This is a genomic window from Psychromonas sp. SR45-3, from assembly GCF_014163575.1.
Taxonomy (GTDB): Bacteria; Pseudomonadota; Gammaproteobacteria; order Enterobacterales; family Psychromonadaceae; genus Psychromonas; species Psychromonas arctica.
The window spans coordinates 67,535-88,312 of sequence record NZ_JACJDP010000008.1; the positions used below are offsets into that span (position 1 = coordinate 67,535).

Consider the following 20,778-nt stretch of genomic DNA (forward strand, 5'->3'; position numbering starts at 1 on the left):
ACGTTATATTGTGCCATAGTGCACCATAGTGCGAAATACTATACAAACTCTGAATGAAAAATTTATGGATATCAACATTTGTCAGTAAAAAACAACCTAACAGCACTTACTTAGTCGACTGCCGACCACATGGGGCAAAAGGCCCTCGAATACGCAAATGCTTTGAGACTCAAGGAGAAGCGAAGCGGTTTCTACAATACACGCTCGCTCAAGCTGATGATAAGTCTTGGATGCCTGTGAAATCTGACAATCGTAGATTAGATGAATTGATCGAGCTTTGGTTTAACCTTCATGGTCAAGCACTCAATGACGGTAAGAAAAGAAAAAATAAACTACTCGCCATGTCATTAATGATGCACAACCCTATTGCTAAAAACATTACTGCAAGTGATTTTTCTAAATATCGTCAATTACGTATACAAGACGTATCAATCAAAACAGCAAATAATGACCAGACCTATTTAAGCGCCCTTTTTAATGAGTTAAAGCGATTAGGTGAGTGGGAACATGGTAATCCGTTAACAGAACTGCGAGCCCTGAAATATAAGCAGCCTGAAATGGGGCTTCTACACCCAGATGAAATAGTATGTGTATTTGAAGAATTAAAGAATGGCCGAAACTATGATGCTTATCTAATATCAAAAATATGCATTTCTACGGGGTGCCGATGAGGTGAAGCTGAATTATTAACAGGGTCACAACTAACACCTTACCGTGTCACTTTTATCCATACAAAAGGCAACAAACGCAGAGCAGTGCCAATTAGTGAAGAACTCTATAATGAGCTACCACGAAACTCAGGTCGTTTATTTAGCAACTGTATTAAATCATTCAGAATGGCCATAGAAAAAGCAAAGGTAAAACTTCCCAAAGGGCAATCGACTCATGTACTCAGGCATACGTTTGCAAGTCACTTTATGATGAACGGTGGGAACATATTAGTATTACAGCAAATACTTGGCCATGCCAGCATTACAGACACAATGAAATATGCCCACTTCTCCCCTGCACATTTAGAAGATGCGATCAGATTAAACCCACTTTCTACGATAGAAAAAGATAACATCTAAAAACTCTATGGACATAATGTGGACATAAAAAAGAAAAAGGCTCTGTAACCTATTGATTACAGAGCCTTTAATGTGGTGATGGGGGAAGCCTAACAATGAATATAAGCAATTGATAAGTAAGTAAAATACAATAACGTAATTTTTAAGGAACTAGATGCAGTACTAGTTAAAATAAAAGTCATTATTAAAAATAAAGTTGTTTATCTTAATTAAATAATAGATAAACATGATGAAAATTAAAGTTATCAATAGGAAAAAACAAGAGTTATATTTAAAAAATTAACCCTTTATTCTTATTAACCTCGTATAACATATATATTTTTTACACTCAAAAGCATTCAAAAGATTAATATTAAATATTTTCAACTTATTGTGATCAACATATATCAATAACGATTTTTACTTCTACGTTATTTTAACCTATCTATTTTTATGCAAAATAAAAAACAAAATTACCTATACCATCACTACCACTCTATTTATAAATAAATAAAATCAACACTTTAAACTGGTACTAGTGCTTTTAAAGCAATTTTCAAGTTCTTTTTAGGTGTACCACAAATAATAATTGAAAGATTTCAAACCATAAAAAAATCATTAATAGCTCTTCATTTACTAAATAATAATTGTTCAAGCACTTATAAAACTCCTGTCGAACTACTTAGACTCCATTGTATTATGCAATATTTAATATTTGGATGAGATTAATAATGACAACTGACAATAAATGTTTACCTTTAAACACCTCAGATGGTTTACGCAGTGTAACCAATGCTCAAGACTTTTCAGCTATAATTAAAGATTTAATACTTGAAAGTAATCGTCGAAGAGTTGTAATTAATAAATACCAAAAGAGATACAAAAAATTACTTAAAAACGATACAGATGAAGGTAAACAGCAATTACAAATGATTATGATCGTCTTGATCAAGATATTAACTCAACAAGATGAAATTAATACAAAAATTATTACTATTCAATACCAACAACAAACCAATACTTTAAATTCAGAAGCTAAAACTAAGGTTGATACCTTAAAGCAAAAATCTGAAATATCAGAGTTAAACGAGCAACTAGAGTTAACCTTAAAAGTTTTTGTTGCAGCTGACCAGCGAATTAAAAAGCGTATAAAAAATAACAAATCTAAAGGTGATAAAAACAAAAATAAGTTTGAATATTTAACAAAAGTAGCTATTAAAATTACAAATAAATACGCTGAAGAATATCCAGAAAAATTAAATAATAATATGTGTGCACGTAAAGTAACTGCTGAAATAAGAAATAGATTTATTGAACATTTTCAAGATAAAGAAGAGCAGACAAAAGCAAATATCGTGGGTGAGCCAAATAAAAATACAGTTGATGAGCATGTAAAAAATGCATACTTACATTTTGGTTTTCCATCATATTTAGAATCCAAAAAGCAATTACCTAACACTTAAGTATTGGGTAGTTTAATAATTTCCAGCCATCTAATATCCCCTTATAAATTCAATAAGACCAAGGGGATCCAACAATGTACGAGCAACAAACCCAACCATTAAATGTAATCCGAATGCTTGAAGCGGCTAAACGTTTCGGATTAGCAAAATCAAGTTTCTATGATCGAGTTTCACAAGGATTAATAACCCCACCAATTAGTTTAGGAGGACGAGCAAAAGCTTATGTAGAAAGTGAAATAGATACTGTTTTAAAAGCAATGATTTCAGGTAAAACTGAATCAGAAATAAAAACACTAGTTCTTGATTTAGTTCAACAACGTCAAAACCTAGCTTAAGGAAGGATATGCTTTATATAAAAAAAGCTATTCCAACAAAAGTCAGGATAGCTCAATTAATTATTAACGTCTGCACAACGTTTAAGTTTAACTCTAACATTAATAAACCTATATACACAATTTTACAAAAAGATATTAGAAGTTATTTATTACTTTCAGTACCTAATCGTTCAACGATAGTCTTTTTAATTGTCAATATACTTACCCTTTTATTAAAAAATACAGGGGCTTGCTATGACAACTATTGATATTAAATGCAGAGTTCATAATGAATTTATCACTGCAATGGTAAATATGGGAATCGAAGCTCATCAACCTTTAAATGTTGAAGCTAATGGTCAGTTAGAACGTTTTAGAATAAAAGGAGATAAAACAGGATCTAAGAATGGTTGGTATGTTTTATTTGGAGGAGCTTTCGCAGCAGGCTCCTTTGGAAGTTGGAAAACAGGGCTAACTTCGACTTGGAGGGCTAAAACGGCTAATAAAATAAGTAAGAAAGAGCTCACTACTTTCAAGCAACAACGTCAGAAATCAATAGAACGTTTAGAGCAACATCGTATCAAAGTTCAACATGATGCTGCAGTAGACTGTGGAAAAATCTGGAGTAAAGCAAGTCAGTTAATAGACGTGAACCACCCCTACTTACTTGACAAAAAAATAAGAGCTTATGGTATTCGACAACTTGGTGAGCGTTTACTCGTTCCAATTATGAATGCACAAAATGAACTTGTAAGTATTCAGTTTATTGGCCCTACTGGTCAAAAATCATTTAAATCAGGTGGCCGAGTAAAGGGTTGTTTCATGGTGATAGGTGAACTAAAAAATACTGTATTTATTTGTGAAGGTTATGCAACAGGTTCAACTATACACGAAGCAACAAAGTTAGGTGTAATCATTGCTTTCAACGCATCTAACTTATCACCAGTTATATCATCACTAAAAGCGAATGGACTTAATCAATTGAATATTATTATTGCTGCAGATAACGATTTTAAAAACACAAAAAATATCGGATTAGAAAAAGGTCAGGAATCTGCTTATTTAAACTCACTCCTACTTATCTACCCTTACTTTAGCAAGAATCAAGACGGATCAGATTTCAACGATTTAGCTCGTATGAATGGCCTTAGTAAGGTAGCTAAATACCTAAGAAATGTAGCTAAGGATATCAGTAAATGAATGGGCCTATAAAAATAATAACCAATAGTGATACTCCAAAAATTTCAATGATAAAAGGAAGAATATTAACAGACAATGAAATTGCCACCCTTAATGAATTAAATAATAAATATGCCCATGTAATCATCGGAGGTAAACATTTAATCGTAGCAAAAGTTGATTGTTCAATTAATGGTACAAAACTAGCTTTTGGACCTATTCAAAGTTTTCACAATTATTTTACTCATAAATCAACCGTAGCTAACATGAACCGTGGGACCGCATGGACACACTGGGAACACAAAGCCTTTTATGAAAATGGTATTGGTTTTTACCCTGATAGAGCCAAATCTCCAAAAGGCTGCTACAACTTATTCGAGAATTGGAAGTGCAAGTCAAAGCAAGGTGACTGTACTTTTATCATTCAACACATAAAAAATATTTTGTGTAATGGTAATCAAGATGCTGGTCATTATTTTATTCAGTGGTTGGCACATATATTCCAACACCCTGATAAAAAACCGACCGTCGCTATATTCCTAAAATCAGTTGAAGGCACAGGTAAAGGCAGCTTATTTCGCTTATTACAAAAAATACTAGGGGTCCATGCAGGTCAAATCAATGGCTCTCAACTAGTAACACGTAACTTTAATAGTATTTTAATATCTAAATTATTGATTTTTGCTGATGAAGTAAACTTAATGAGTAGTGATACTTTTGACAAAATAAAGGGGCTTATTTCCGAACCTATATGCCAATTAGAAAAAAAAGGTGTAGAGGCAGAACCAATGGCAAATCTAGCTAGATTTATATTTGCGAGTAATCATGAAGAAGTGTTTCCTGCAGGTAAAAGGGAAAGACGATTTTTATTAATTGAAGCAAGTTCTGAAAAGGCTAATGATAAAGAATATTGGAAAGAATTTAATAGATTAATAAATAATGAAGAGTTTACAAGTGCATTCTTACATTACTTATTAAATATGGACCTAACTAATTTTGATCCATTTAACGCTCCGATGACGAGGGAACTAATAGAACAAAAAATTTCAAATTTCAGCATGGTGGACGAATATTTCTATGAAGAGCTAAATACCCAGTCACCTTTTAATAATGAAAAAAGAACACCTTCGACTATTTTAATGAAAAGGTTTATTGAATGGATCAAAACAGCTGAATATCAAGATAACAAAGGTTTAAAAGTAAAAGATAGAGCCGCCCGCTCTTTATTAGCTAAAAAGCTAATAAAACTAGGTTTTAAAAAAATAGGATTAAGAGCAGACCGAAACGGAGGTATTTATTATGAAACTCCAAACATTAAAATATTACGTAGAACTTTTGCAGAAGAGCACGGCTTAACCGACAAAGATTTATTTTAAGTTAAAGCAAGCTAAATGAAAGTTAACAGCAATGATTACTAATAGATCATTACCGATTGCTGTTGGTAATTAGAATAAAAGGATAAATAATGAAAACTAAAGTTATAAAGTACTCAAATAATACAATCAAAAAGATGCAATTTGAAACTGACTTTTTTGAACTTAGAGACCCCCGCTACCCGCTTCGCTTAAGATTTCATAAGAATAGAGAGAAAGCATCTTGGTACTTTGTCCAAAGAGCCCAAGGTAAAAGTTATTTTAAAAAAATAGCAAACTGGCCTATTTTAAGTTTTTCAGATATTCAAGCTAACTTAAGCACCTATCAGGTTAAATTCACTCTCAATCCGGATAGCGCTATTAGTAGCTTCTTTGCAAGCGTTGATTCGTTAGCTAATTGGTACTTACAAAGAAGTAAAACGAATGCATCTATTTCCAATCTACGGAAAGACACCATTAAATGGGCTATTACTCGTCATATTATCCCATTAATTGGGGATTTACAGATAACGGCGATAAACAGAGAAACTTTGGAGTCTAAATTTTTTTGGCCGATGCAAAGCACTTTGCAAAACTCAACAATGCGATCTGTTTGGAATATTCTTAAACAACTTTTTACCAAAGCTATGTTTTTAAAACTAATTGAAGCCCATGAACTCGTCGCTTTAAAGTTCTCTGATTTTATTAAAGAGAAAATAGTAGCTGAACCAACACGTCTAAGAGCGACTCAATTAGATGAAGTTCATAAGAACATAAAGGACCAAAAACCTTCAATACAATGTTTAATAATATTAATGTTGGCTCATGGAACCCGTATAGGAGAAACAAGGCAACTTAAATGGGATTACTTTTGCTTTCAATCTAACACTCTACATATCCCTGGTAAAATCACTAAAAATGGAGATGAATTAACAGTGCCAATAACCGACAAGATAGTAAAACTATTGCAGCAATATCGTAAATACCAATGCAAGAGGCGATATAAAGGGGTGTATTTGTTTCCTGGTATAGCCAAAAGAAAACCAGTAAGTGCAAAGAAAAGCCATTCGATGGTACAAAAAGTTAGTTTAAACAACTGGACGAGTCGATCATTAAGAAAAATATTTAGAAGTAAATTACTAGAATTAGGTGTTGATTCTGAAGTAGCAGAAATGATGATAAACCATAGAAGAGGAATATTAAGTGAGACTTACATACACACAACGGTTCCGATACTAAAGAGACAAGCTTTGGATAAATATCATACCTGGCTGAATGACTTTCAACCTGGAATACTAAGTCTCTCAATAAAATGAAAAACTTAAATAACCATAAACTTTAATTTATAAAGTGATCACTGTACATAGCCAAAGTGATCACTCTCACTTATTAAAAAACAGCACATTCAATCATCTGCGAACTAAAAATATACAAAGCATACAAATAAACAACTTTAAATAGAATTTTTATCTATTTTTAGTATGAGTACTTTGTTTATCACGCTAAAGATTAAGTGATCACTTTAAAAATTGCGTCCCCTCTACACAGCTCATTTTTCCTCGTATGTTTTTACTTCCTTTAATAAAAAAACATACATCTAATTGATTTTATGTAAATCACACTAAAAAACGGTCTCTTTTTAACCACTTACATTATTTTATTTTGGTTACTCTAAAATTTTGTATTTATATACTTAATCTCCAAAAACACACTTTAATAGAACTTGTTGAAAAATAAATAATAGAGCAACATTTCACTGTATTTACAGGCCAATTTTAATAGTAATTTGAGTATTGTCTTAGGTGATAAATTCTAAAACAATCTATCTCATTAGCTAAAAAGAGGTTTCTAGCTAATGAGATAAAAATAAAATCCTATGTTCATCTTAGAGCTTGATTAATTAATTTAACCTTGGTTAGACATCGTCGTAGCTTAATGGATCTGACTTAATTTAAAATAATGTTGAACTGAGCTTTAATATAAAACATAGTAAAAATAATAATTAAAGGAGAATTTGTTAGAAAGATGTTATCCAAAAGTGATCACTTTATACAAGTCATGATGTAGCTTTAAAAAGCTTATATTGTGCCATATTATTTACAGAGCTTTTCTTTAATTTTTGTATTGAGTTGTACTAAATGAAGGTCATAGACCTCACCATAGATAGTGTCGGAGGTATAGCTGGCTTTTTCATCAATTATTACATCATTCTTATTCAATGGCATATCCTGGACCAACATAAACTCCGTTATCAATATTTTGACGAGTTTGAATTGAATAACTAATTTCCCTATTTTCAAATATAGTCTTTACCTTTTTAATTCCGGGCTCACTCCTCATCATAACTAGCCCCCAAACTTCTATTTTCTCATTAGATACCAACATTCAAATAGACGTTTACAAAGCTCTTCACCTGACAGTTCTGTAACAACTTCTTGTGAATAAATAGTATCTACAAACATTCATGATTAAGCTCCTCTAGCCTTAACCGCCTCTGCTTGCTCAAATATCTCTTTATAAACTTCATCACGGCTTACCGGTGGGTAACCAAACTTGGCTAGTATTAATATCAACTCTACTTTTAAAGCCGCTTTGATATCATCACGGTGATTCCAGTCTGTAAACTTAGCTTTATTATCGACAATAACTTTTACCGCTTTAGCCAACTCAATAAGTTTGTCTTCTGGATAATCAAAGTCATACCGAACAGCTAAGGTTTTTAATGCGTCATAAAAGGCTTTTTCTTCGATATCAATACCTAACTCATCGCCAGCATTCATCTCATCACGCACGCCGTAGATTAGGTCAACCATACTGTCAGAGAACTCTTCTAAGACTTCACTCACTAATACATCATCTTCTTTGCGTTCGTTATAGCGTTCAACTAATGCTTCAAAACGTTTAGTGAAATCAGTACCTTGTACTTGGTTTACTTTTTTTAATTCGCCAATCGCCTTAGCTAACAATTGCTGTAATATCTTAATTTTAGTATTTGGCAGTTTAATTTTTTCAATTTTAGCAATATAGTCATCATTGAAAATATCAATCTCACCACCACTTTCATTACCCAGTTTAAAGATCTCTTCTACACCATCACTTTGTAATGCTTCAGAAAGCATTTCACGTACCTTGGCATTCATCTGCGCTGCGTCGGGCACAACGCCAGTACTGAGTTTAAAAACAATAGAGCGAATGGCTAAATAGAAGTGGATATGATTACGCTCCTCTTCGTTTATTTTCTCGCTACCACAACAAACGTCATAAGCGGCTTTTAAACGTTTCACTATATCAATGAAGCGTTTTTTACGTTTTTCAGTCACTAATACAAATTCAGCCGCATGATTTAAACAGTTTAACTGCGCGACCGCTTGGCCAGTAAAATACGGAGTAGCATCGAATGTGTGAAAAGCATCTTTTAACAAAGCGAGGTGATTTTTAACTTCAATAATAGAGGCTTTAACATCCTCAAAATTGGTTTCATCGGTTTTAGAGTATTGGGCCAACGCTTTATTCATGGCTGATTTAATACCAATATAATCAACAACCAAGCCTTTATCTTTACCTTCAAACTGACGATTAACACGAGAAATAGTTTGAATTAAACTGTGTTTTTGAATGGGCTTATCGATATACATGGTATCTAAAAATGGCACATCAAAACCGGTTAGCCACATATCAACCACTATCGCGATTTTAAAATTAGAATTTTTATTTTTAAACTGTGTATCTAAGGCCTTACGTTCGTCTTTTCCACCAAGTAAGTGATACAAACGTGCTACATCATCTTTACCACGGGTCATGATCATTTTCACCCGTTCAGAAGGGGCTGCAATGCGTCCTTCGCTAATAGCTCGTTTACGTTCAATGTCAGATAACTCACTGGCATTATCTGTATCTACTTTTTCAAACCAAGTTGGGCGTAACGTTTCGAGCTCTTGGTATAGTTGATAAGCAATGCCACGTGAACTACAGACAAACATTGCCTTACCAACGACCGTGGAGCCTTCTTCAACACGTTTGTCATAATGCTCGACAAAGTCTTTTGCTATTGCACTAATGCGGTCGGGGTCGCCTAATATCGAATTCATATTAGCGGTTGCTTTTTTACTCTCTTCTATCTGTAATTCATTACTACCGACTGCTTCACAGTCTTTATAATACTGCTCAATTTCTTTTAGTTTATTATTGTTAAGACACACTTTCGCAGCGCGTCCTTCGTAAACAATACGCACTGTAATTTCATCTTTTACTGACTCCGTCATAGTGTAAGAATCAACAACCTGACCAAACACATCTAAGGTGGCATCAACCGGTGTACCGGTAAAACCAACATAAGTAGCATTAGGTAAAGAGTCGTGCAGGTATTTTGCAAAGCCGTAGGTCTTCTTAACACCAGTGTCTGTCACTGTCACTTTTTGATCTAAATTGACTTGGCTACGGTGCGCTTCATCGGAAATACAAATAACATTACAGCGATCCGTTAATAGCTCTGCATCTTCAGTAAATTTATGAATGGTCGTTAAAAACAAACCACCACTGTTACGATCTTTTAATAACTCACGTAAATGGCTACGGCTAGTGATAGTGGTAATAGTATTGTCACCAATGTAGGTTTTAGCATTACCAAACTGTTGCGATAGCTGGTCGTCTAAATCGGTTCGGTCAGTGATTAAAATAATCGTTGGGCTTTTAAAATCGACACTTTTCATCAACAATCGCGATAAAAACTGCATGGTATAACTCTTACCACACCCCGTTGCACCAAAGTAAGTCCCCCCTTACCGTCCCCCATTGGTTTTTGATGGGTTTTGATATTTTCGAATAGCTTTTTAGCCGCATAATATTGTGGATAGCGCGGTACAATTTTTATCTCTTTTTTACTGGTATCAGGGAAAAAGACAAAGTGGCGCATCACATCACGTAAACGCGCTTTATCAAATAAACCTTGAAGCATAGTATGTAACGAGTTTATGCCATCTTCAGCCACCAACTCTTGGCCAGTCACTTTGCCCCAAGAGTAAAAGAATTGATAAGGGGCAAACAAGTTCCCCATTTTATTATTCACGCCATCACTGATCACACACAAGGTATTAAATACAAATAGTTGAGGGATAGCACGACGATAACGGATAGTTAACTGTTCAAAGGCTTCAAATATTGGGGCTTTTTCGCGTATCGCACTTTTAAACTCAAATACAACGAGCGGTAAACCATTAATATACAAAATCGCATCAGGAATACGCTTTTCACCCGTTGCTCCGACAATTTCTAACTGACTAACGACCCGATAGATATTGCCGTCATCTGTAGCCTTGCTTGCTTTAGCATCCGCTAAGTAAGCCACATTATCTTCGGCTACCTTTAACGTTTTTTGATCGGCTGTAGAATCAACAAAGTTAGCATTAACAGCATCAGGAAATAATGATTGTTTAACTGACGCTTCGACATTGTCGTAATCAAGCAGTTGAATATACAAATCTTTTTGAGAAGCACTGCCCGCGGTACTAGCAGATTCACGCTTTAATAAAAAACCATCACTCAACCACTTACAAAACGTTTTATTGCTGTCGTATAAATCACTGGCAGGCAGGGTTTCTAACTTGCGAATAATCGATTCAATTTCACCGTCAGTTATACCCGCGCTTTGATAGCGCTTCGCTAGAAAGGCTTGTAGATCTGCTTTAATCAACACCTCAGATTGAGTACGCACACCATCAATTAATAACGGATGCTCTCCACCTTTACTGTGTGGGTAACCTTGCTCACCTAAGAGTTCAATAATCGCTTCTTCTAATTTAGCTTCAGTGAATTTCATTTTCTACCTTAATTATATTGAATAGCTTCATTATCAAATGTCAGATTTAGTTGAATACATTGATCATTACTCAACTGTATTTCCATAAAGAATGTTAAGGATAACTTCCCTTCAATGTTATTATCAGAAACTGCAAAAGATGCATTAACGTATCTTTGTTGCAGCTCATCAACAGGTGAAAACAAAAGCTTCTTAAACAAGTTTCTAGAGGTAATTAAACACTGTTTACCTTCTCTTAACGGTAACCTGTAGACAGGACAATTATCGATATGGCAAAGGTATCCCCCACTAAAACCATCCCTTAGTTCAATGCCAAATAAACTGGAATTATTTGCATCATAAGTGTATTTTCTTATCGTATTTTCAAAATTACGGTGTGAAATAAACAAAACTGGTTTTTCAAAATCTAATGCTAATCGACGAATTTGAGCAAATGTAACTTCAACTGATTCACAAACTACTTCTTCAGATGGGACTTTATTAATTACACTTTGATAGATACTCTTATCGACTTGATTTTTTACCCCATCAGCAAGCCAATTTTCTTCGTTAATCACATACGTTGAATCAATCCCTTCTGCAACCCTGTCTTTGCCAAATCCATTAATCGTCAATTTGTGTGCAGTGGCGTTGCTAACAAAATCTTTGTTGCTCACTTTATCGAATAAACTAAATGGGTATTGTGGAGATTGTATTTTTAAGAAAGGACTTGAAGCGAACAAAGCTAATTGATTAAGCTTGTTTTCATCAATTTCGGCATTTTCAAGAAGGTTATTATTAACACTTTCAATCCTTTCTATAATTTTCTCAATAGACGTCTTGAAATTAGTTTTAAATACTCTAAGTTGACCTTCAGCGCATAGGATGGAGCTTTCAATATTCTCAGCTATTTTTATCCACTCTTTAAGTTCTTGAACTAAATTATAGCGAGAAGTTTGTGCAAACATTTCAGATAAAATAAACTTGTACCAACGTTCGCTCAAAAACCAAACGCTTGATGACATTGAAAGTGATATTTCAATGTATGCACGTTTCATACTAAGAGGAGAATCTATCCCCCCCCAGCCAGAATATGAACGGCCAGAAACCATTTTCTGCGTATCCATTCTTTCAAATTTCTCGATAACTGAAGACAAATAATCTTTATAAGGCCTATTTCCATCAGACGATATATATTCACCCTGTCTAATATATGCACCAAGCACCTCGCCTGGATTTGTAAATTGAGTTGATACAGCAGAGTCACCACCATCTTTACATTGGCCAGACAGGAGAGTTAATACATGATTCTTAATCTTACCTTCATGGTCTGATTTAGGTTTTGATAAAATATAACAAGCAGTGATCAACCTAAGATCTGTTGTAAGGTTTTTAAATGCAAGTTCAAAAGCAGGCACATGTTCATACTTATGCTCATTCAATATACTCTTCCAGAATCTATTATCTTTATTAGTAACAGTAAGCTGAGCAGTTGTCAGGAATTCAATTTTCCATTGATATTCTTGATGGTAATGGTCTTTTTTAGAGAAATTATTTAACCAGTTATTTAAGATATCAATAGCCCAACTGGTGGCTTCAAAGTTTTCAAAACGTAAAGCAGAGATAACAGCTTGTGCTGAAAAACCCAGATGAGAAATGAAGGAAGGATAAGCTTCTTCCATATCTCCTTCACGTTTATACTTATATTCAATCGAGTTTAACCAGTCCTCCCAAGCTCCTACAAATATGTACAAAAGCTCTTCGTATTTATTTGCTAACCTAATATCTGATTGATTTAGATGCACTGAATACCATTCAACTAATATGTGCCACTGTAAATAATTTCCCTCAATGAGCACAGCCGTTTCTCTCGCAGATACTCCGTAACCAAATGAGTTAATCCTTTTATGCAAGGTCAACATTTTTTGGAAGTAACTAGATGTAATCATAATTTTCTCTGATGCTAGCCGAGAAAGTTTATAATACTCTGTGTTCAATTCATTTAAATAACTACGTCCAAACAGGCCAGAATTTGGTAATAGGATCCAATTGTCTTTTTTACCGTGATCATTAATAAAAGCTAAGCTAGAAGATATTTCTATATGCCATGCAATTAAATTATTTACCGCAACTTCAAATCCATGCGTATTGTCGTTATTGATAGAGTCAATGGCAGAGCCTAACAAACCATCTGACATTGCTTTAAAGCTTTCATCACTTAGGTTATCAACAGCTTTGTATGATACCGATCCCTTTATCAAAAATTTAACCAGATAATTTAATTTAAAATTAGTTTTGCAAAGATGAAATTCATTTAACGCCTTAGATAAACGATAAGGTTGAAAAATAAGTGTCAGTCCTTTTTTCCTGAATAAAAAAAGGATCATTACTTGCAATCGAATTGCTAATTTAAGTAACCAAAATCGAATATTACTTAGTGATTTATGTTTGTTAACATTTACAGTTAAAACTTCATATCCTTCATCTGTGTAATTATGATTTTCAATTTTTAGAATTGATTTGTTTTGGAAGGATAGAAAACCTTTATGGCAGGAATGTTCAACAAATATAACTTTTAGGCGGCTCTTTATATCTTTAATACATAACTCATTAATCGAGTAACGAATAATTAAGTTATCTCGTTTCGTGGCATCTAATATTGAAAATGTTTTAGCAAAAAACCATGAGGTCAGCAGAATGTTTAGTGATAGCCATACTGCCGATGAGATACACACAGCTAGGTAGTTTGAATCGCTTAACCAAGGCTTGGAAAAGTAACCGAGAAGTATAAATAAAGATAAAGCTAAACCACTCAAACCTGAAAACATAAAACCAGAGTATTTCTGGTAAATTGGCAAGATAGTTTGAGATCCTGCTGTATTTTGTAATAGAACTCCAATCAAACCAACAACAAGTGGGTAAATAACCGCAACGATAGTTAATTGACCACCCAAAAATATTTGTTGCCAGCCGAGTAAGGCATTCTTGTCTTTGATAAAGGGTAAAGCTAATGCTGTTAACTCAGGCTTCCATACTAATAAATTTGAAGATAGCAAAACAAAGAAGAAGAACAGCATGCTGACATAGAACAGGTATCGTTGTGACCATTGAACAATTTGTCCCTCAAAGAAACTCCATTTATTTTGCTTAAACGCTTCGTTTTTATAAATAGTTTCATTAATGTCTTTATTTACATAATAATTGAGATTTTTAAATAAATTCCCAAAAAAAGAAAACATTAGCATTCCTCTTTTTCTGTAATTCGAGCATTCGTAATTTGTAATTCACCTGAAATTAATTTTGGCAAAAGTGCTTCTCGGATTTTTGTTAAAGATTGAGTCTCGAGTTTATTACTCATCATTTTAGTAAAGTTTGGTTTAGCAAATTCAGTGAAATAATTAAGAACAACGCTTTCTTCTGGAAGTGCTAGATAATAATCATTAAAACACGGATTTTGTACTCGTTGACGACCAGAAGAACCAACCATACTTTGCATACAATGAGCCCTAAAGTTTTCTTCTCTAGCTAAACATGCAATGAACGGGTAGCTAATGCTCTTATTTTTCCTAAGAACAATAAACTCCGTTGAGCCAAAACCAACTTCATCATCAGCAAGAAAGTCTACTAATGCTGTTTTACCATTTTGTAAACATGGAGTAATGCGGGCTAATAAAACGTCATATTGTTTAAATTTTGCACCTCCAGAAAATTCTTTTTTGATGATTTCATCAACCATGTAGCCTGAGGTTGGTATTGATTTCATATCTGCAAATTTAGCGACAGTACCTTTAGGCAACGTTGTTCTAGGATTTACTTGAATCGCTTTTGATACTGGGACGACCTCCCATCCCTTTGGAATCCAGCCGTTGATGCCGATTGAGGGGGCGTCGGTTGGTTCAAACTCGCTTGGGAAGTGTTGGTGGGTATTTTCTGCTTGTGCCAGCTCTATGTTATTTTCAGGTTCTGCTAGGTTGTGCTGTGTTAGTTTTGTTTGCAGTCCAGGGTTATGTTGCAACACCTGTAAGCGTAATGTTGCACGTTGTACTAATGCTGCAGGCCACGTACTTGGTAGAGCTTCTAGGTTAAAATCAGCCTTAGCTAATGCATTATCAAACACAGGATCAAAATCAACAAACCAGCTTTTGAATAACGTCTGCGCCATTTTTTCTAGGGTTTGGTTGGTTTGTTGGTTTAATTGTATTTTATCATCTAATCTTGCACCAATATTTGCAATTTTTTCTTCTACATCCTCAGGAAACCGAGGAATAAGCAAACCATTGATAACTTTTAGACTTAATGTTTTTTGCGTCGAACCACCAACTAAACTCTCTACTTGGTTTTTAACAAAAGAAGAGTTTATTGCTAAATATAGATATCTAGGATTTATTTTAGGAACTATTGCAGAAGTATTCTGACCCAAACAAAAATTAGTTTCTTCAACTAAAGCCGTTATGCCATAACTTCCAACTCTTGTTATTATGATGTCACCTTTACTTGGTCGATAACGTTTTGAGAACTCATCAAAAACAATCTCATCAACCTTAAAAGTTTTTTCAAGATTAATACTCCCATACTTTACATCAGTAACTCTAACCATTGGTTTTCCTGAGGTTACATACTGTGGTGTTTTATGAAGTGAATCAATTACATCTGCAATATCACATAATTTATCATTCCCCATAACCCAGCGCCTCCAAGTTTTTACGGATCGCTTTATCTAACGCTTCAGCTTGATTCATTTGGCTATAAAGGGTTTGGCTGAGTTCTGTCATTTTAGTTTCAAAGGGAATACCATCGTCAACAAGATCTGCTGCGCCAACATATCGACCGGGTGTTAATACATAATCGTTGGCTTTCATCTCAGCAAGGGTGGCTGATTTACAGTAACCCGCGATGTCTTGGTACTCTTTTTGTGCTTTCTCGCTTGCTTCCTCACTTTCAACAACAAATTCTTCACCACGCCAAATATGGTAAGTTTCGGTGATTTTGGCAATATCGTCATTGGTTAATTCTTTTAAGGTACGGTTAACCATCGAGCCCATTTCACGCGCATCAATAAATAGCGTTTCACCTTGTCGGTCACGGCGTTTTAATAAGCCTTTTTCATCATTACCGCGTTTGTCTTTACTAATAAACCATAAACACACGGGAATTTGTGTGGTGTAAAACAGTTGCCCCGGTAAGGCGATCATACAATCGACTAAATCGTTTTCGATGATTTTTTGGCGAATGTCGCCTTCACCGCTGGTATTTGAACTCATTGAGCCGTTGGCTAATACAAAACCAGCGGTGCCGTGCTCGCTAAGTTTTGAAATCATGTGCATGATCCACGCATAGTTGGCGTTACCTGTTGGTGGTGTTGGGTAACCCGCCCAACGTGCATCGTCTACTAACTCATTATCTGCTCGCCACTGTTTTTGGTTAAACGGAGGGTTTGCCATAATGTAATCGGCTTTTAAATCAGGGTGCTGGTCTTTAAAGAAACTGTCACCGGCTACATCGCCTAAATTTCCTGAAATACCACGTACGGCAAGGTTCATTTTCGCCAGTTTATAGGTGGTATTGGTATATTCTTGCCCGTAAATAGAGATGTTTTTTTGGTTGCCGTTATGGCTATTAATGAATTTAAGCGATTGCACGAACATGCCGCCTGAGCCACAGCATGGGTCATAAATTTTACCTGAGAACGGTTCAATCATATCGGCAATCAGCGTAACAATGGATTTTGGTGTGTAGAACTCACCACCGCCTTTACCTTCAGATGCCGCAAATTTACCTAAAAAGTACTCGTAAACACGACCGACTAAATCTTCTTCGCTTTTAGTTTCTTCTGCGTTGTCGGCACCTTCTTTAGCGATTGTGTCGATATTGTTAATGGTATCGATTAATGCAGAGAGTTTACTGCTATCTAACCCTAAACGAGAAAAGTAGTTATCGGGTAATGCGCCTGCCAATGATTTATTGCTTTTTTCTACGGCATGTAACGCTGAGTCGATTTTTACCGCGATATCATCTTGTTTGGCGTTCATTTGAATAAACGACCAACGTGCGTCTTCAGGTAAATAAAAGATATTTTCCATGGTGTAAAACTCAACCATATCGATATATTCATTACCGTACTCTGCAACAATGGCATTTTTACGCACTTCAAACTTATCACTAATGAATTTAAGGAAGATAAGGCTTAATACGATGTGCTTGTATTCAGCAGATTCAACACTACCACGCAATTTATTCGCAGCATCCCAAAGGGATTCTTCAAAACCAATTTTAGTTTTTTTTGTCGTTGGACTTTTCTTAGTTGTAGCTGTCATGAAGGTCTCTTTAATTGCAGATAATTAATAGAACAAATAGATGATTTATGATAACAAACATTAATCATTTTATTGAGTTTTAAATCACTTTATTTGATTAATAATGAATGAGTTGCAGGCTTTTATACGCCTTAAGTTGGATATTGATATGTACATTACCGGGGAGGTAATTATCATATCCTCGATTTACAAAATTTGTATTACGTAAATAACAAATTAATCAAAAATATTAACGGAAAAAATATAACGCCGTAATTTGAGAAAACATTATTGTACTAATCTGTAAGGCCATATAAAAAATTAACAAAATTCAGTAACATTTTTTATATAAAAACCCCTTAATTATGTTTTTAAAATGAATAGCACTATCGTTTTATAAATCAATTCACCACAGCTCCCATAAATAATAGTTGCCAATAAAGGGTATATATTAGGAGAGTTTAGAATCCTTAAAGTAAATCAATTGAATAACTATTTACTGAGGCTAAAGTAATAATAAATTTTACGGGCTTATAATATTGTACAAACCCGTTGAAATGGAAATTACGAATCTAGAAGACAATAGTTAGCTTTAGTCTTATTTATTTTTTTATGCTTTAAGCCCATTTGATGTACAGCCTCTTTTTCCATGCACCTTAACTCACGAAAAATTGATAAAATTGGCTCCCAATATGTTATTGAGAACGAATTTACACATAGAGGGATTTTGAACATATGAAAAAGCTGTAAGGCATCGTCCATTGTTATTCGTATGTGACCGGAAGTACACAAGTCACAACTTGCACCCTGGCATTTAGGGCATAGCGTCGTACTTTTAGCCTTTTCTCGGGCTAATTGATCAAGCTTTAATTTTTCATACTTCAGAATACTCTTCAACTGTTCTCTTTGATAACTATCTTCATATAGTTCGTCTAATTGATTTTTAATCTCGATCTGTTTTTTCAAAGCAAGTTCTGCTTTAGGTCCAAATTTTTTGTACAAAGATTCTATTTTTTTATATTGACTTGGTATGGGGGTCCTAGTGAGCATATTAATTACAATAATTGAAGCGACCTTACTAGCAGCAACTCCAATAGATAAGAATTTTTTGTTAATATGCTCAAGTAACTCAACTATATTATTAGGAACATTATCAAAGTACTTTGCCTTTATTACTAGCATACCTAAACGATACTTTGTATTTGAAAGATCGAGTTCAGATAAAATCTCATTGCGTTCTAAAAAGTCATTACTAAAAGCCCCATTATTTAAAGTATTCATCTTTGGAGACTTTGGAGTTGCTAATTTAACAACTAATTCAAGTGATCTAGTCATTTCTCATTCCTTCTTAGAGATATAGAAGATTATTAAAAGAATAATACAGATCATAATTTAGCCAGAATTACAGATTATTTACTAATTTTTATCAAAAATATAAGTAATCATTTAACTTGACTGTTAATAACTGGTATAGATGGTTTATAAGCGGTATAGCTATAAAAACTACCTATACCGGCTACGAAGTTGATGGGGAATAAAGGTTATTATCATTGGTACTGGTGATATTGCTAATAGATTAAAAATAAGGTGAATTAACCATTTATGATTTTAAGCCCCTTGGATCTAGTTAAACTCATATTACCCATTGATGCTTGTTCTATATGATTACTCCACCAAGCCATCACTTTTTGTCTTCTTTCAAGATATTCACTGCGGTTATAGGCTTTTCGTACTTCATTAGCATCGACATGAGAAAGGCATGATTCAATAACATCACCGTCAAAACCTTGTTCATTTAGTGTAGTACTTGCCAATGCGCGAAGTCCATGTGCAACTAAACGCCCTTTAAAGCCCATTCTACTTATAGCGACATTAGCTGTTGATTCATTTGCATGTTTACGAGGATTCCGATCAGCTGGAAATAAAAATTCACGCTTTCCACTAATAGGTTTAATAAATTCAAGTAATGCCATAGTCTGATCAGTCAAAGGAATACTATGCGGTCGGTGCATTTTCATACGTTCGGCTGGAATATTCCAAATTCTGGTTTCAAAGTCAATTTCTTCCCACCTTGCTCCAGCAGACTCATTGGGCCTGCACATAGTATGCAATTGCCATTCAATTAAACAACGAGTAATTATTTTAATACTGGCCGTGTTTAGGGCTAGCATTAAATCGGGTAATTCATTTGGTTTAAGTGTAGGCATATGTTTTTTCTTAGGCACTTCAAACGCCTTATTAATGCCAGCTAATGGATTACTATTAAGCAAACCTGTGTTAACTGCGAAAACCATTACTTCATTAATCCTTTGACATAATCGCCTCACTGTTTCTAAACTGCCTTTTGCGCTAACAGGACGTATCACATCAATAACTTTTGGTGCTACTAATTTATTTAATGGCACATTCCCTAACTTAGGAAAAACGTGAAGCTCTAGAGAACGCCAAATATCTATCGCATAATTTTGGCTTACTTTAGTTTTTTTTACTTCAAACCAGTTAATAGCTGTCAATTTGAAGGTATTACTATTTTTTTCTTCTTCTAATTGTTGTTTTGAATCTTTTTCATTCTTGGGATTTAAACCTTGAGCTAAAAGATCTCTTGCAGATGTTCTTAATCTTCGAGCATCTGCTAATGATATTGCTGGGTATAGTCCAAAACTCATTGAAGTCATTTTTTTGGTATATGGACATTTGAAATTTAAAATCCAACTTTTTGTGCCATTAGGGGATATTTTAATTTGGAGACCATCACCATCAGAAAGCTTCTTGGCGATCAACTTACCGTCTTTCATCGTGGGTTTAGCTTGCTTAACTTCAGTATTGGTTAAGGGTGTTGTTCTTGCCATTATCTAGTACCGCCTTTTGTTGAATTGTTACGATACTAGATATAGTACTAGTTAAAATACTAGATGTCAGCAGTCTCTCTCGAACCCTATAGACATAAAAAAACCCGCAATGCCTTTGGTTATGGGCGTTGCGGGTCTTTAGCGGTCTTCTTAAGACCTTGATGTGGTGGAGATGGGGGGAGTCGAACCCACACCCAACATTACAAAACAACCACTTACTAAGGTACTCAAGGCTTTAGTGCGTCACAGTGTGCCACTGTATGCGCCCTAATACCACCACTGTGGACAGTTTATGGACACTTTTTTTTAACTATTCCACTTTGTTGGCGTTCACTTGCGCATTTTGTTTTATTTCATCGACGACTGCGTTTGCAATGGCTGTGGCTAGTTTGCTTGCCATTGCGAACTCACCGCTTAATACGAACCCTTGGGCTGTCAATTCCGTTTCTAGTTTTGATTCTAATGAATTCTGTGATAATGCCATA

The 20,778-nt window shown here is 34.6% G+C and carries 13 protein-coding genes and 1 pseudogene; 7 read left to right on the forward strand and 7 right to left on the reverse strand.

Features of this window, described 5'->3' with window-relative positions:
- Positions 1–53: 53 nt before the first annotated feature.
- The 7 genes from H5084_RS19695 (at position 54) to H5084_RS06710 (ending at position 6,673) form a co-directional block, all read left to right on the forward strand.
- On the forward strand, positions 54–671 hold the full coding sequence (locus H5084_RS19695) for a hypothetical protein (protein ID WP_259396692.1): 618 nt from the start codon (positions 54–56) through the stop codon (positions 669–671).
- An 84-nt stretch (positions 672–755) separates the two neighbouring features.
- Positions 756–1,070: a tyrosine-type recombinase/integrase gene (locus tag H5084_RS19700; protein WP_310735739.1), complete on the forward strand. Its 315-nt coding sequence runs from the start codon at positions 756–758 to the stop codon at positions 1,068–1,070.
- Positions 1,071–1,780: 710 nt separating this feature from the next.
- Positions 1,781–2,512, forward strand: coding sequence for a hypothetical protein (locus tag H5084_RS06690; protein ID WP_182689968.1), 732 nt, complete (start codon positions 1,781–1,783; stop codon positions 2,510–2,512).
- Positions 2,513–2,586: 74 nt separating this feature from the next.
- On the forward strand, positions 2,587–2,847 hold the full coding sequence (locus tag H5084_RS06695; RefSeq protein ID WP_259396693.1) for an AlpA family transcriptional regulator: 261 nt from the start codon (positions 2,587–2,589) through the stop codon (positions 2,845–2,847).
- 234 nt (positions 2,848–3,081) lie between these two features.
- The gene (locus H5084_RS06700; protein WP_182689969.1) at positions 3,082–4,026 is read left to right on the forward strand and encodes a toprim domain-containing protein; all 945 of its coding nucleotides are present in this window, start codon (positions 3,082–3,084) and stop codon (positions 4,024–4,026) included.
- Positions 4,023–5,381 (forward strand): DUF5906 domain-containing protein, encoded by a 1,359-nt coding sequence (locus tag H5084_RS06705; RefSeq protein WP_182689970.1) that lies wholly within the window; start codon positions 4,023–4,025, stop codon positions 5,379–5,381. Before H5084_RS06700 ends, H5084_RS06705 begins: the two co-directional genes overlap by 4 nt.
- A gap of 89 nt (positions 5,382–5,470) precedes the next feature.
- Entirely contained in the window at positions 5,471–6,673 is a 1,203-nt protein-coding gene (locus tag H5084_RS06710; protein WP_182689971.1) for a tyrosine-type recombinase/integrase, read from the forward strand.
- A 1,152-nt stretch (positions 6,674–7,825) separates the two neighbouring features.
- Here H5084_RS06710 and H5084_RS06715 read toward each other — a convergent pair.
- From H5084_RS06715 to H5084_RS06745, 7 genes and pseudogenes are all read right to left on the reverse strand, one after another.
- Positions 7,826–11,172, reverse strand: a pseudogene (locus H5084_RS06715) (type I restriction endonuclease subunit R).
- Positions 11,173–11,180: 8 nt separating this feature from the next.
- Entirely contained in the window at positions 11,181–14,390 is a 3,210-nt protein-coding gene (locus H5084_RS06720; protein ID WP_182689972.1) for a hypothetical protein, read from the reverse strand.
- A complete protein-coding gene (locus tag H5084_RS06725) occupies positions 14,390–15,832 on the reverse strand; it encodes a restriction endonuclease subunit S (RefSeq protein WP_182689973.1) in 1,443 nt (480 codons plus the stop codon). The genes H5084_RS06720 and H5084_RS06725 overlap by 1 nt, the downstream gene beginning before the upstream one ends.
- Positions 15,822–17,465 (reverse strand): class I SAM-dependent DNA methyltransferase, encoded by a 1,644-nt coding sequence (locus H5084_RS06730; protein WP_182689974.1) that lies wholly within the window; start codon positions 17,463–17,465, stop codon positions 15,822–15,824. The genes H5084_RS06725 and H5084_RS06730 overlap by 11 nt, the downstream gene beginning before the upstream one ends.
- Positions 17,466–18,008: 543 nt before the next feature.
- Positions 18,009–18,779 carry a hypothetical protein gene (locus H5084_RS06735; RefSeq protein ID WP_182689975.1) on the reverse strand — a complete coding sequence of 257 codons (771 nt, stop codon included), beginning with the start codon at positions 18,777–18,779 and terminating at the stop codon, positions 18,009–18,011.
- Positions 18,780–19,036: 257 nt separating this feature from the next.
- Positions 19,037–20,293, reverse strand: a complete 1,257-nt coding sequence (locus H5084_RS06740) for an integrase domain-containing protein (protein WP_182689976.1) — start codon at positions 20,291–20,293, stop codon at positions 19,037–19,039.
- 310 nt (positions 20,294–20,603) lie between these two features.
- Positions 20,604–20,777 (reverse strand): hypothetical protein, encoded by a 174-nt coding sequence (locus H5084_RS06745; protein ID WP_182689977.1) that lies wholly within the window; start codon positions 20,775–20,777, stop codon positions 20,604–20,606.
- Position 20,778: the final 1 nt, after the last annotated feature.

What these genes read in the sequence shown, in the direction of transcription:
- H5084_RS19695 (WP_259396692.1), top strand. Translation starts at nt 54, where the DNA reads ATGAAAAATTTATGGATATCAACATTTGTCAGTAAAAAACAACCTAAC.
- H5084_RS06705 (WP_182689970.1), top strand. Translation starts at nt 4,023, where the DNA reads ATGAATGGGCCTATAAAAATAATAACCAATAGTGATACTCCAAAAATT.
- H5084_RS06725 (WP_182689973.1), bottom strand. Translation starts at nt 15,832, where the DNA reads ATGGGGAATGATAAATTATGTGATATTGCAGATGTAATTGATTCACTT.
- H5084_RS06735 (WP_182689975.1), bottom strand. Translation starts at nt 18,779, where the DNA reads ATGACTAGATCACTTGAATTAGTTGTTAAATTAGCAACTCCAAAGTCT.
- H5084_RS06690 (WP_182689968.1), top strand. Translation starts at nt 1,781, where the DNA reads ATGACAACTGACAATAAATGTTTACCTTTAAACACCTCAGATGGTTTA.
- H5084_RS06745 (WP_182689977.1), bottom strand. Translation starts at nt 20,777, where the DNA reads ATGGCATTATCACAGAATTCATTAGAATCAAAACTAGAAACGGAATTG.
- H5084_RS06710 (WP_182689971.1), top strand. Translation starts at nt 5,471, where the DNA reads ATGAAAACTAAAGTTATAAAGTACTCAAATAATACAATCAAAAAGATG.
- H5084_RS06700 (WP_182689969.1), top strand. Translation starts at nt 3,082, where the DNA reads ATGACAACTATTGATATTAAATGCAGAGTTCATAATGAATTTATCACT.
- H5084_RS06730 (WP_182689974.1), bottom strand. Translation starts at nt 17,465, where the DNA reads ATGACAGCTACAACTAAGAAAAGTCCAACGACAAAAAAAACTAAAATT.
- H5084_RS06740 (WP_182689976.1), bottom strand. Translation starts at nt 20,293, where the DNA reads ATGGCAAGAACAACACCCTTAACCAATACTGAAGTTAAGCAAGCTAAA.
- H5084_RS06720 (WP_182689972.1), bottom strand. Translation starts at nt 14,390, where the DNA reads ATGTTTTCTTTTTTTGGGAATTTATTTAAAAATCTCAATTATTATGTA.
- H5084_RS06695 (WP_259396693.1), top strand. Translation starts at nt 2,587, where the DNA reads ATGTACGAGCAACAAACCCAACCATTAAATGTAATCCGAATGCTTGAA.